This window comes from Vulcanisaeta distributa DSM 14429 (assembly GCF_000148385.1).
Classification (GTDB): Archaea; Thermoproteota; Thermoprotei; order Thermoproteales; family Thermocladiaceae; genus Vulcanisaeta; species Vulcanisaeta distributa.
The window spans coordinates 1,003,537-1,015,945 of the sequence record NC_014537.1 but is presented as its reverse complement, the minus strand read 5'-3'; the positions used below and the strand labels follow the sequence as shown (position 1 = coordinate 1,015,945).

The following is a 12,409-nucleotide window of genomic DNA, read 5'->3' as shown; positions in this document are numbered from 1 at the left end:
TACATGCTTAATCACCGTGTTATTAACATCTCAATCTCTCTTTAAATGGTGATTCTCGTTAATTCTTCGATGCACCGTGTCTGGTGTTTTACCGTAATGTTTTTCTCACGGATTGTTATTGCACCTTTTTCAGTGCATTCTTTGCGCACGGTTTGTTAAGTTTAAATTGTTCCTTTATCCTGTATTTACTATGGAGTTGGGGCTCGTTGATTCGGGGAGTGGTCAGTACGTAGAGTTTGCCCTGCCCTATCTTAGTTCGTATAAGCCGTTTATTGCGGTTTATGATGCTAGGGGTGCCAGGGTTGTTGAGGGTGGTAATGTTGTTAGGGCTCAGGTGGTGGGTGGTGACTATGCCATTGTTAAGGGTTATTTCGTTAATTCTAAGCCGTATGTGGTTGATGTAAGCGTTGGTGGTGACGGTGTCAGATTCTTGCCCGCATTATTTAATCAATTAATTACTAGGGTATCCCCTGGCAATGGTGGTAATGTCGTGTTGTATATCCTTGAGTTTAGGGTTCCTAATGACGTGAGCATCTCCGTAAGGTTCCATAGGGAGATTAGGAGGTGCTTTTCGAAGTATGGCCATGCGTGGATTGGTCGTGAAGTGTGCTTCGACATTAATAAGTGGAGGGAGGTCTTTTCTAAGTATGGTAATGCCTTCATCCGTGTTTACCCAATACACGTGAGTGTTAATGATGCACTGCGCATTGTGGACTCCATAATAAACTCGATTAAGAGTAAGATTAACTATCTAAGTGAGGATTTGAAGTATGAGTTGAGGGCTTACCGAAGGGCTAGGCTTAGGAAGTTGATTGAGGAATTCAATGAGTTGTTGAGGGGTTGGGAATCGTTTAGGGCGTCGCTGGTGGGTGGTCATGCAGTTAGCCAGTAATTGTGGTCTCGTGATTAAGGAGCACCGCGCAGATGAGGTGAAGGGTGGGAGTACTTCGTTGTTTGTTGATTTGTCCATGGCCGACTACGTGGAGTTAGTGATTAGGGATCCAATGAGGGGCATTTATATCCACTACCCATACAGGGTTATTTACACGCGTGATGGTGACCTACTACTCATTAGGGCTGAGAGCTATGGTGATAATAGGTTGAGGAGGCATAAGTCCAGTGTTTGCCCGTTTCGTGATTGCCGATACTTACTGGGTCCATTGGCTAATACGCGCTTTGTGGTTAGGATAGTGGGGATACGCAATGCTGACCCCGTGATTAGGTTTACGTGATCCCGCTTAAAATCGGCATTGCAATTCATGCCTTGTTAACTCCCTGTAGTTATCCTCCTTCGCCAGTATTAAGGAGACACTGTTAATTAGTAGTGATTTGTCCCGTAGCTCCTCCTCGACACCCATCTCACGGGCTGTCTCGAGTATGTCCTCTGGGTTTAGCTTCTTTGATTTTATGTAGGCTATTGATATGTGAGGCTTGAACTCGCCTGAGTGCTTGTCGTTAATCGAGATGCTTGAATCCCTTAGTATGTTCATTATCGTATTCCTCAACCTACTCAACCTCTCATTGCCGATGACCTCAACTGCCAACACCCTGGGCTTCAGGGCATTTGGCAGTAGGATTAATTGTCCGAGCTTGACGTTGAAGCAGGGTATTGAGCCTACGCTTATTCCGATTTTATCGTCTATTTCCTGGCTCGGCCTTTGGTCACCGATGTATACAATGGTCATGTGTAGGTTCTCCCTCTCCACGGGTATTACAGGTAATGTCTTAATCAACGATGTTATGTCCAATTCCCTGATTAGGATGCCGTAGAAGTAGCCCACGGGTTCCCTAGGCTTAGCCTAGTAAAATGCTTTCGCAGTAATAAGCGGGATAGCTTTATAAAGTGATTCATTTGACATTTGTATCGTGTCTAACACCGTCAAGATCACCGTAAAGAGGACGCCGATGGATTACGTAGAAAAGAGACGTCGACCAGATTGGTGCCCTGGCTGTGGAGATTATGGTATTTTACAGGCCCTTTATCAGGCTTTGGCTGATTTGAATCTTGATCCTCACAGTGTGTTCCTCGTTTCCGGCATTGGCTGTTCTGCCAAGACTATTCATTACGTTAATGCTAATGGTGCCCATACACTTCATGGTAGGCCCATACCGTATGCAACCGGCATTAAATTGGCCAATCCGAATCTCGAGGTTATCGTGATTGGCGGTGACGGTGACCTAATGGGTATTGGCGCTGAGCACCTTGTGCATGCTGGTAGGCGTAATGTGGACTTGACGGTGCTTATGTTCGATAATGGCGTCTACGGCCTGACCAAGGGCCAGGCGAGCCCAACGCTTAGGAGGGGTGTTAAGACCAAGGCCCTTGCCAGGCCGAATATTTATGATGCGATTAACCCAGTGGTTTTGGCCTTGTCCGTTGGCTTCACGTTCGTGGCCAGGGGCTACGCCTATGACGTTAAGCACCTGGCGTACCTCATTAAGGAAGCCATTAGGCATAAGGGCTCCGCCTTCATTGACATTCTTCAGCCGTGCCCAACGTATAATGACGTGAATACCAAGGAGTGGTATGAGGCTAGGATTTACAAGCTTGAGAATGAGCCTGGTTGGGACCCCGTGGTTAGGAGCCCGAGTGAGGAGGAGGTTACGAAGAAGCTCACGCAGGCCTTCCTGAGGGGTATGGAGTGGGGCGACAAGATACCCATCGGCATCTTCTACCAGAATGAGTACGTGCCAACATACGAGGAGAGGATTATGGAGCAAATGCCCAACTACCTAAAGGCGCCGCCAGCCTTAAGCCCACTCTATGGCCCCGACGGCTCGACAATCGTAAACATAGAGGACATACTCAGGGAGAAGGAGGTTTGGTGACTCAATACCTCCTCATTAAATCACTTATTAATTTAAGAACGGCTTCCACATCATTATTACCCCTGATGTTGGTTAGTGCCGTCATTACAATAACAACTCTGGCCAGGTGCTTTAGATCCTTAAAACCACCCCTATAAACCACCTTAACACCCTCCATTCCCAACTCACTCGTAAACCAAACCTCGAGGTTAACGCCGTACTTCCTACCAACATCCTTAACAACCCTGAATATGGGGTCCTGGCACTTGGTCATGTTAATGGCCGTCAGGGTGCTCGGTGGTTTATAGAGGTCGTTAGTGACCTCAACCCTCTCACCACTGCAATCCCTTAGGTTAGCCACGTCTATGGGTAGGTCCGCAAGGGCTATTACTGAGCCGTTGCTCAGTAGGTACATTGATATTGTCCTTGGGGTCTTGCTGAGGAGCATTGGTGAGTTTGGGGATATTATTACCGTGCCTACCGCCTTGATGACCCTGCCCAGGGCGCTGTAGGCATATACGTCACTAATACCTAATGCGCTGCCGTACTTATTGTGTAGATCCAGCACAAGCTCTATGAACCTTGAGGAATCCATTAACCGAGTAATGTTCAACGCACCGTTATTTTTAACTTAACTCTGCCGTTGGAGCTGACCTCCTCCCCGCCCTGAAGGGCGAGGGTTCTTGGTGTTGCTAAGGCGGGGAGGTTTGGGGCTACATTCCCGTTTGGGTTCAGCCCCAGGCCTGGTCTTCGGCCCGTTACCCCTATCCCCGCGTGGGGACTCGGGGTTATGGCTTTAGTTAGAATATTGTATGCACCTACGATGTAATGAATGATGAATTTAGGGTGTACTATGGTGTGGAGGTTTAGTCCTGGTTTATTATAATCTTTGTAACCATTGCTTAGTAATATCAACATCATGCTGCCCTACTTGGTGAGGAACGCATTGGTTGAGCTGAATTCTGAGTGAGTTTTTTATTTGCCTAGGGGAGCTTAGCCTGTGGAGGATTCGATTGAGGATTTACTGGTTGGTGTTGAGGATGGTGATGTGGAGTCTTTCATGAAGTTGATTAGGTTTGTTGAGGATAATTATAGGAAGGTGCTCTACACAATGGGTTATGTTGAGCTTGGTGATTACATACTCATTAAGTCCTGCACATACATACTGCTGGGCAGTGATGGTATGGCCTACGCACTGCTTGGCGGTGACAGGCCTGAGGTTGTTAATCTTGAGACCAATGGCGATATTAATGAGGTGATTGATGAGGTCTGTGGTTCCGGCGAGGAGGAGTGATTGCATTACGTTTTCACGTTACGGATTTTAACACGAAGAATTTATTACCTGATAGTATCAGTATCAATATGAGGGAATTCACCGTGACACGCATTAATAGGGATGAGGAGTTGCGGGAGAGGCTGAGAAGATAAAACGAGCTTAGGGAGTTACTTAATGATGTTAGTGTTGAGGAGGTTGCTAGGTTGATTAAGGAGGATAGGGATTCCAGGCGGGGCCTGATTACGATGTCGTGGTCATGGAGCGTTAAGGGGTAGATTATTTATGGTGAGGGGCTGGTGAAAGAAGGGTGTTGGTTTTAAGGGCTTTGATTTTGGGTTTGGTTATCCTAACCAGCAGCTTGTTGTGTAGTAGAAGCCGTTGCTTGAGCTCCAGCCCGAGGCGGCTGGCGGGACTATGGCTAAGCCGGAGCTGTAGGGGTTCATTGCACCGTTCGAGTTAACCCAAACGTCCCAGTTTATGTCGTAGACTATGTGCTCAACCAATGTACCACTCTCGGGTATGAAGCCAAATAGGTAATACGTGCATCCATTCGTCTCATTAACAACGACCGAGGAGCCAGCGGGTATTGTGTAAGCCGAAGATTGCGGATTATAGGCAGGGCCCATGTATGTGTCTCCGTCGCTCTCAACCCCATATATCTGCTCCTGCTCCGCATATTGCGTACTCTGCGGTGTAAAGACCCAGGTCTGATTAGATGCGGATAGTCTCAATGACGTAACCGCAGCTGGTTGACCATACAATGATATTGTATATTCTGGGCAGGAATAAGTCGTGCTAACGGAATTAGAAACCGTAATGCCCGTACCCGAGGTTGAGAAACCGATAGCTAGGCTGATGCCGTACGACGTTGATGACGTACATGTCTGTGCATGTGGGTCAGCACCGGCTGTGTTTGTCCAGTAGCCTGGTTCGTAGCCTCCACCACTTCCTGCTATAAACTCAACGTCCCCAGGTAATTGTGATGCGCTTATGTAGCCCATCTCATACTCATAGACCATGTATGATGCGTATGCATCCTGGAAGGACTTAATGTACTCAATCTCTGTACCAGAGTTCGGTATGTACTCAATGTAGTTGTAGAGCTCGGCATAGCCAGCCGAGTATCCATTATAATCATTATAGACAAGTACCGACCACGATAGGCAAAAGTCAACTACGAAGTCGCCAGGTGAATCCTCGTAGGATTGCTGACCATAGACAATTGCATACGCGGTACTACTGATTTGGGATGGCTGGTTAGTAGCCGATACGGACAGATCCATGCATAAATCGTCTGATGGGTCTGGTGTTGGTGTTTTTGTTATTATTGGTGTCCAGAACTTGCTTGCTATGTTTAGTGCCGCACTTAATGAGTGTGGTCCTATTATTAGTACATGGTTGTTTCCGTAGGCAATCACATAGTCTAGGCCGTTTAGGTACTTGGGCACTGGTATTGCGATTATGCTCGTGTTGTAAGCCCTCGACCACGCAACAGCCAAAACCAACTCAATAACCGACACCTCACTCGCATTACCGTGGATGACCACGAAGTCACCACGCTTAATTAACTCCCTGATTAGTTTGAAGTTTGTTGAGTTCACGTTCACGTGGACCAAGCCACTCACATTCGTGATCAAGCCAGGCCCAATTACAGACCAATCAATGACAACTAAGCTATTACCGGGCAAACTAGGCAACTCATTAACCGTCACAGGCTTGATCAGTGATTGATTAATGCCAGCACTAACCAGTCTCTGAACAAGCGTTGATGGACCGACTACGTAGATTGGAATGTTCAGGCTAATTGGCAAACCAACAATGCCCTGGTTTGCCGTGGAGAATCCACTGGTTTTTGTATTACCAACCTTCACACCATGACTAACGAAGATCCTCGGCGGGGCAAGGAGTACTGAGGCAACAACCACCACAATAACCACGGCAGTTATTAACAAGAGCCTCGATCTAGAACCCATACCCATCAAGAGTAACAAAACCCACGGACTTTTTATAACTTGGGTGTTCAGAGAAAATTAAACGAGCAAAATAGAAAGCAACCTCACACTTTACCATGACGTGATGCATGGCCCTTGACTCTGTGCATTGCGTGGCTTGAATTGGTACGTGTTACCTGCTCTCATTGATTATTGCCTATGGTCGCTGGATAATGGCTGTAGTTTGTTTTAAGGGTAATAGGCCCTGACTCAGCATATGTGTTGGTCAGCATGCGTGATGCTTATTGGCTTTGTGGGTTCATTTACTAGTATTGCGTGGTTCTCAGTTGGAAATGGATATAAATACTGCGGTGGTTTATATCCTGTGTGAAGATGACCGCCATGACTGATAATGAGTGATGAGGAACTTGGGTTCTCGATGGATAGTGCCCTAACCTAATCATTGTTTATTGATTTTGTGAATTCCTCATATAGGCTCTCCAGGGCCTTTACCGTATTATTACTTAGGTAGTTGCCGTCGGCGGCGTTGGCATACTTCGTTAGTTCCTCAATGCTTATTGCCGTGACCATCACAGTACTTACCGGGTATGAGAGAACGTACTTAATGGCTAGGGTCTCCAGGTCCATGCCCAGGGACTGGGCTATGGGCTTAATCCTCGTGTCCGTGAACTCCAGGGCCTTGATTAACCAGTCCCTGTTCCTTAAGTTCCTGTGGTCGTTTGGTTTGAAGTTTATGTCCTGCCCACTCGTTAATACATTTGAGGCATGCGGTACCCTGGTTATTAGGCCCATCGAGCTTTCAACGCCACGCCTAATTAGTGTCCTTCCTGGCTCCTGCTCTAGAATATTGAATACAAACATTATTGATTCATAACCCTCATCAATAGCCGCCAAGCCCTCATTTAGGACGTTGGTTTCGGGGCCCAGGGCCACGCCGATGTGCTCCACGTAACCCTCCTCCACGAGCTTAAGCAAGGCCCTGCGTAATTCCCTATCCCTAATCACGCTGGTTGATGGGTTGTGGAGTTGGAGTAACGTTATTCTTCTGCCGAGTCTCCTGTAGGACTCCTTAACGGCATTGACTATGTAGTTAACGCTGAAGTTCTGCACGTGACGACCATTAACCACCCTACCGACCTCATAACCAACCTTCGTGAATACATTAACGTCATAACCCCTAAGGACCTTACCCAGTATCTTCTCGCTCAATCCCTCGCCATACATGTCCGCTGTGTCGAAGGTGTTTATTCCTAGGTCAAGGGCAGTCCTTATTAGGGCAATGTCTCGCTCCCTGTCATGGGCCCCGTACATGTCCGTACCAATGGCCCAAGCCCCAAAACCAATCTCCGAAACCCTAATACCCGTCCTTCCAAGTACCCTGTAATGCATCACCAAGCCACTAGCTAAATCGACATTTAAGCGCTGACTTAATGACTAAGCACTTTAACTAGTGCTAGCCACACACTGCGTTATGCAAGGTTTATAATGCCGTTAATCGCCATTAACTCAGCCCATGGAATTGGGTAAGCCCTGGATTAATTTAGGTGAGTACAGGAGAACGCGACTAATGGAGGCGCGTTACGAGGCTGAGATAGCAATTAGAATGCTCGGTGAGGGCTTGACTAGGAACGCGGCCGGTAAGGCATTCCAGGCATGGAAGTCCTTCCTCGCGGCGATATCCACCGATATGATTAACGAGCTAGGCAAGGTATATAGGCGTAAGGTAAGGGTTAGGGGATTGAAGGAGAGGATTGATGAGGCATTGTACGTGGTGGCCTTCATGCCCACGACACGCATGTTCGAGGTATCCAAGGTACTTGCTACACTAAACCCAATGATACCGTACCTAACCCTGGCATCCCTCGAACTACATAGGTACCAATACAATGGGCCGGATAGGGAGGGGGTATTCAGCGTGTTTAGGAGTGATGATGACGCCAGGGAATTCATATGCAAGTTCCTAACCGACATGGCAGTTATATACCGGGAACTAACCAAGGAGGAATTCATAGACCTAACAAAGTGCAAGCCAAGCACTTAAGCCTGGTACTCCTTGATGATGGGCCCTCAACCATTACCTACCCTGACCACCGCCCCCGGCACTTCTTTCCTTCTCAAGCCTTGCCGCCCAGCCGATCCAAGCCACCGCGTACCAATAAATCTTCCACACGTCAGGAAACCTATACCTATACTCCCTAACCAACTTCCAGGCAAGCTCCTTAAACCTATACGCCTCTTCAAGCGTCAACTCATCCTTCTGAATATACCTCCTAATCTCCTCAAACTCCTCCTTCGTCAAAGGATTACCGCTGACCCCGCCAACCAAGGACTCAAGGAGCCTATTCAACTCGCCCCTAATGACGGAGGCTGCCTCAGGCCTTGACACGCCCTCGTAACTCAGCATCTCAATCATAAACTCCTGGGAGTCGCGTATGGTTGTCGTAAAATCAAGGAGAGACCTCCTAAGCCGTGAAATCCTATCCTCAACCCTCTCCAACCTAGCCTTGACATTACCTAATTCAACCTTTATGCCACCTAACTCAGACTCAACGCCACTTAACCCTTTCCTTAACTCATTAAGCCTATCCTCAATACCCCTAAATTTACTGCCCAACCAATATGCCGTAGACACTGCCGACACCACTACCGTGATCACCACGCCAATAAATCCAATAAGCACCTCATCCATACCCAAGCACTCTAAATTAACAAAATAGCCTAAAAGGCCAAGGGACATAGGCCTAGTGCACATACTATATAGCCCGTGTAAACCATGGTTCAGGCCACTAAGCATTTAATCAATAAATAAACTATTTATTTAATCAATTATTATACATATAGTATTTATACCATAGCCCGGTGCGCGCACCCGCACCACCTCACTCAAGGCTTTATTTCAATTACGCATAGAAGCTCATACCGTATTACATAACTAATGATCAAATGCCTTTATTAAACCTGGGTTACATTACACCTTGAATTAATTAATTGTACTACATGTATTGCCTCGAATCATCACGCACTTAAGGATTAAATAGTGACGCCCTACACTCATTATTTAATATGGACTTAAACAATGCTAAGGTTGTGGCGGGCATTGGCGCCGTACTCGCTGGTGTAGGCTTTCTTGGTTATGGTGCGCTTGGCATTGCTGGTATTGTCATGTTCCTCGTGGGGATTATCGAGATCGCGGGTAATCTTCGTGATAATGCATTGAGGAGCGATGCGATTGCCTGGTTTATCCTGACCATAGTGGCGTTTGCCGTGTTTATCGTGGGCTTATTCCTGCTTTTCTTCATTCACAACCCTGCCTTCTCCATGGTGGTCATGATGATTGCCCACGCCATCGGCATACCTGGTGTTCATTATGGACCTAGTGGCATTGTTGGTTATACGTATACGCAATTCACGGAGCTTTTACAATTGATGGAGTTAGTGATGATTGTTGGGGCCTTTGCATCCATACCATTGATTATCTCTGCGGCTTTCATGTACCGCATTGCCAGGAGGACCTATGCATACACTGGAAGTGATTACGTTAGGATTGGTGGGCTACTCTACATAGTGGGTGCGGTATTGATGCCGGTGTTCATTGGTCTAATTCTATTACTAATTGCCTGGTTAATGATTGGTATAGCCCTACTGACCACCGAGATTAAACGCCCATGATTACTGCCCTTGCCCCACCATGCCCTCCGGCGTTATTACCTTGATCCCCATTCTCTCGGCCATAACCCTTACGTAATCTGGGTTTCTATCGCTTATGTACGGCGTCACCACCAATACCCTATCAACTGCCTTGCCCGTGACCCTCATGTATAACTCGGCCTTACGCCTAATGATGATTAAGTCACTCCTCCTTATTGCTGATGATATTTCCACAACCATAATAATCTTGTCCTTAACGATCACATCAAGCTCTATTTCGCTTGGGTACCCATAGACATAACCGTCTGCGTCGTAATACAGCCACTTCTCAACTGTGTAACCTGCATCCTTAAGGATCTCCCTCACACCATCTCTAAAGGCATCCTCATTAACCACGCCCCATCGAGCGCCAAGGGCATCTAATTTAACGGATATGAACTTAATCTGAGTATCAACATGCTTCCTCAGTTCCTCGGCATCGTTTTTCGTAGCCATTGTGTCCTTAATCATCTGTATTTCCTTCCTTAGTTCCTGAGTCTCCTCCTTAGTTGCCATTCTATTCCTTACATCCTCAACCTCATGCCTCAATTCCCTGACTTCCTCCTTTGTTGACATCGTGTTCTTCATTTCCTGCATCTCCTTCCTTAATTCTTCAAATTTATCATCTACGTACTTCCTCAATTCCTCAATATCTTGCTTTGTGGCTAGGTTTTGCCATGGCATTAATTTGGCCAGGGCTTGGTAGATAATCTCAGGTTTGGAAACGAGAACCTCAACTAGAATACCGGGGTTCTCCATTAATACCTTCTTTATCTCCTCAGCCAGTGACACTACAGGTTATGCACTGGAACTCTTAATTTAAATCTATGGTTTCACCTAAACCATAGAGCACGGTCAAGAACTACACTTAATATTGATTAACTTCACATTGCCTGACCCATCAATAACTATTGCGGTGTCTGTGGCACTTATGAACCTATTTATCCACGAACCAGTGTTGGCCACGCGTAACTCAGTGTTTATGCCGGGTACGTGTGTATGCCCAATCACGACCCAATCACCTTCCCCAGCCCTCACGGCAAACCTAACTAACTTATCGTATGAACCACTAAATAATTTATTTATCAGTGATGCAATTAGCCCATTCTTAACGACGTAATCACCATGCAGAAACCAAAAGGTTCTACCACCTATGACAAGCTTCACCACCCCACGAACTACCCTAACATTAACACCATCTATGAAGTACTTAACCTCACCATAGCCTATCCTCGGGTCATGGTCGTACATAGCCATCACATAGACAACCCCCCTCAGCTCGCTAATGCCCGCCAGGCCCAGGCGACGTATTAACTCAGTAATGTGGGATTGACCTAGTACCTGCCCATGCGCCTTGTCAAATAGGTCCCCATTGATGATTAGGTAAATGCCATCCTCACCTAAGCCCCTCAGGTAATTGCCAATACAGCCCAGGTCCCTCTCATTCGATTCCAGGTGTAGGTCTGATATGGCAATTATTAATGAGTCGTTACCTAACTCCATCGGCGCGGTGTACGCACTGCCGTATATGAATGGCATTTCATAAATCAGCACCGCAATTATTAACCCCAGTATTAACAATGCCGTAATTACTAACTGGTTCATGATACACAGCCCCAACATGAATTATTAAATATTTAATGGTCAGCACTCCGCCATTGACTTCATCGTTCACGGCCCTTGAACCTCATCACCAATAACTGTTTAAAGAGAGACCCTGGTTTTAAGGTTTTGGTGATGAGATCCTAGCCGTTGGACCTGTGACGTTGATCACCGGGCTGACTAATCTATATTATCTATAACCCACGCAATGCTTATAAATAGGTAGTTCATTGCACTGCATTGGGTGGTTTTATTGCCAGGTATGCAATAATCGGGCTTGGTAAAATAGGCACTGCCATAGCCAAGTCCCTAATAAAGTCCGGCGTTGATCCTTCGAATATAAGTGGTAGTGTTAGGAGAGTCGAGAGCATCAATAGGGTTAGGCATGAATTACCTGGTGTGTTCGTGACTACGAATAATGCGGAGGTCGTTAAAGATGCGGACATAGTAATACTAGCCGTTAAGCCCTACCAAGTCCTTGATGCCCTAATGCCAATACGCAACGTCCTTAATAGCGATCAGCTACTTATCTCCGTGGTTGCGGGGGTTACTACCAGTATTATTGAGGGTGTCGTGCCCTCTAAGGTGATTAGGGCAATGCCGAACATAGGCATTGTGATAGAGAGGGGAGTGACCGCCATTGCGCCAGGCTCGAGAACCTCTGATGACGATATTAAGAGGGCGTGCGGTATATTCGGCTCCATGGGTAGGTGTATTGTCGTTAATGAGCGCTATATGGACGCGATAACCGCCATTAGCGGTTCAGGGCCTGCCTTCATGGCGCTGATACTCGAGGCCCTCTGGGAAGCCGGATTACTGCTTGGCATACCGACTGACATTTCCTGGGAGTTGGCTATTGGCACGTTGGAAACAAGCACCGAGTTGCTGAAATTCAGAAGGCCGTGGGAGGTGATTGAGGAGGTTACGACACCTGGCGGTGTCACCATTAGGGGTATTAAGGTCGCTGAGGAGGGTGGTCTTAGGGGCTTGATTATGAGGATGATTGAGGAGACTGCGAGGAGGGGGCGTGAGATTAGTCAGGAGATTGAAATGAATATTAGGTCAAAAATCAGTGATTAGGTAC

The 12,409-nt window shown here is 46.8% G+C and carries 14 protein-coding genes; 7 read left to right on the top strand and 7 right to left on the bottom strand.

What is annotated here, in order from left to right:
- Positions 1–190: 190 nt before the first annotated feature.
- Together VDIS_RS05235 and VDIS_RS05230 are read left to right on the top strand one after the other, a co-directional pair.
- Positions 191–892 (top strand): hypothetical protein, encoded by a 702-nt coding sequence (locus tag VDIS_RS05235; RefSeq protein WP_013336175.1) that lies wholly within the window; start codon positions 191–193, stop codon positions 890–892.
- A complete protein-coding gene (locus VDIS_RS05230; protein ID WP_013336174.1) occupies positions 876–1,232 on the top strand; it encodes a hypothetical protein in 357 nt (118 codons plus the stop codon). The genes VDIS_RS05235 and VDIS_RS05230 overlap by 17 nt, the downstream gene beginning before the upstream one ends.
- A gap of 6 nt (positions 1,233–1,238) precedes the next feature.
- Here the strand turns inward: VDIS_RS05230 and VDIS_RS05225 are convergent, their stop codons facing one another.
- Positions 1,239–1,781, bottom strand: coding sequence for a 2'-5' RNA ligase family protein (locus VDIS_RS05225; protein ID WP_013336173.1), 543 nt, complete (start codon positions 1,779–1,781; stop codon positions 1,239–1,241).
- A gap of 124 nt (positions 1,782–1,905) precedes the next feature.
- On the opposite strand from VDIS_RS05225, the gene VDIS_RS05220 reads away from it, so the two are divergent.
- Positions 1,906–2,829 carry a 2-oxoacid:ferredoxin oxidoreductase subunit beta gene (locus VDIS_RS05220; RefSeq protein WP_052885894.1) on the top strand — a complete coding sequence of 308 codons (924 nt, stop codon included), beginning with the start codon at positions 1,906–1,908 and terminating at the stop codon, positions 2,827–2,829.
- A 1-nt stretch (position 2,830) separates the two neighbouring features.
- Here the strand turns inward: VDIS_RS05220 and VDIS_RS05215 are convergent, their stop codons facing one another.
- Positions 2,831–3,403 carry a hypothetical protein gene (locus VDIS_RS05215; protein ID WP_013336171.1) on the bottom strand — a complete coding sequence of 191 codons (573 nt, stop codon included), beginning with the start codon at positions 3,401–3,403 and terminating at the stop codon, positions 2,831–2,833.
- A gap of 405 nt (positions 3,404–3,808) precedes the next feature.
- On the opposite strand from VDIS_RS05215, the gene VDIS_RS05210 reads away from it, so the two are divergent.
- Entirely contained in the window at positions 3,809–4,102 is a 294-nt protein-coding gene (locus VDIS_RS05210) for a hypothetical protein (RefSeq protein WP_013336170.1), read from the top strand.
- 323 nt (positions 4,103–4,425) lie between these two features.
- Here VDIS_RS05210 and VDIS_RS05205 read toward each other — a convergent pair whose 3' ends face one another.
- Complete coding sequence (locus VDIS_RS05205; RefSeq protein WP_148678239.1) at positions 4,426–6,057, bottom strand: hypothetical protein; 1,632 nt, start codon at positions 6,055–6,057, stop codon at positions 4,426–4,428.
- A 414-nt stretch (positions 6,058–6,471) separates the two neighbouring features.
- Entirely contained in the window at positions 6,472–7,425 is a 954-nt protein-coding gene (locus VDIS_RS05200) for an aldo/keto reductase (protein WP_013336167.1), read from the bottom strand.
- A gap of 124 nt (positions 7,426–7,549) precedes the next feature.
- On the opposite strand from VDIS_RS05200, the gene VDIS_RS05195 reads away from it, so the two are divergent.
- On the top strand, positions 7,550–8,077 hold the full coding sequence (locus VDIS_RS05195; protein ID WP_013336166.1) for a PaREP1 family protein: 528 nt from the start codon (positions 7,550–7,552) through the stop codon (positions 8,075–8,077).
- A 33-nt stretch (positions 8,078–8,110) separates the two neighbouring features.
- On the opposite strand, the gene VDIS_RS05190 is transcribed toward VDIS_RS05195, so the two are convergent.
- Positions 8,111–8,725 (bottom strand): hypothetical protein, encoded by a 615-nt coding sequence (locus VDIS_RS05190; protein ID WP_148678238.1) that lies wholly within the window; start codon positions 8,723–8,725, stop codon positions 8,111–8,113.
- Positions 8,726–9,099: 374 nt separating this feature from the next.
- Between VDIS_RS05190 and VDIS_RS05185 the strand changes: the two genes are divergently transcribed.
- The gene (locus tag VDIS_RS05185; protein ID WP_013336164.1) at positions 9,100–9,705 is read left to right on the top strand and encodes a DUF996 domain-containing protein; all 606 of its coding nucleotides are present in this window, start codon (positions 9,100–9,102) and stop codon (positions 9,703–9,705) included.
- Here the strand turns inward: VDIS_RS05185 and VDIS_RS05180 are convergent, their stop codons facing one another.
- A complete protein-coding gene (locus VDIS_RS05180; protein ID WP_013336163.1) occupies positions 9,706–10,515 on the bottom strand; it encodes a PD-(D/E)XK nuclease family protein in 810 nt (269 codons plus the stop codon).
- Between the two features lie 63 nt (positions 10,516–10,578).
- On the bottom strand, positions 10,579–11,328 hold the full coding sequence (locus VDIS_RS05175) for a metallophosphoesterase family protein (RefSeq protein WP_013336162.1): 750 nt from the start codon (positions 11,326–11,328) through the stop codon (positions 10,579–10,581).
- Between the two features lie 237 nt (positions 11,329–11,565).
- Between VDIS_RS05175 and proC the strand changes: the two genes are divergently transcribed.
- Positions 11,566–12,405 carry a pyrroline-5-carboxylate reductase gene (proC, locus tag VDIS_RS05170; protein ID WP_013336161.1) on the top strand — a complete coding sequence of 280 codons (840 nt, stop codon included), beginning with the start codon at positions 11,566–11,568 and terminating at the stop codon, positions 12,403–12,405.
- Positions 12,406–12,409: the final 4 nt, after the last annotated feature.

Excerpts from the sequence above, each read along its gene's own strand:
- VDIS_RS05235 (WP_013336175.1), top strand. The coding sequence starts at position 191 with ATGGAGTTGGGGCTCGTTGATTCGGGGAGTGGTCAGTACGTAGAGTTT.
- VDIS_RS05230 (WP_013336174.1), top strand. The coding sequence starts at position 876 with ATGCAGTTAGCCAGTAATTGTGGTCTCGTGATTAAGGAGCACCGCGCA.
- VDIS_RS05220 (WP_052885894.1), top strand. The coding sequence starts at position 1,906 with ATGGATTACGTAGAAAAGAGACGTCGACCAGATTGGTGCCCTGGCTGT.
- VDIS_RS05215 (WP_013336171.1), bottom strand. The coding sequence starts at position 3,403 with ATGGATTCCTCAAGGTTCATAGAGCTTGTGCTGGATCTACACAATAAG.
- VDIS_RS05205 (WP_148678239.1), bottom strand. The coding sequence starts at position 6,057 with ATGGGTTCTAGATCGAGGCTCTTGTTAATAACTGCCGTGGTTATTGTG.
- VDIS_RS05200 (WP_013336167.1), bottom strand. The coding sequence starts at position 7,425 with ATGCATTACAGGGTACTTGGAAGGACGGGTATTAGGGTTTCGGAGATT.
- VDIS_RS05195 (WP_013336166.1), top strand. The coding sequence starts at position 7,550 with ATGGAATTGGGTAAGCCCTGGATTAATTTAGGTGAGTACAGGAGAACG.
- VDIS_RS05190 (WP_148678238.1), bottom strand. The coding sequence starts at position 8,725 with ATGGATGAGGTGCTTATTGGATTTATTGGCGTGGTGATCACGGTAGTG.
- VDIS_RS05185 (WP_013336164.1), top strand. The coding sequence starts at position 9,100 with ATGGACTTAAACAATGCTAAGGTTGTGGCGGGCATTGGCGCCGTACTC.
- VDIS_RS05175 (WP_013336162.1), bottom strand. The coding sequence starts at position 11,328 with ATGAACCAGTTAGTAATTACGGCATTGTTAATACTGGGGTTAATAATT.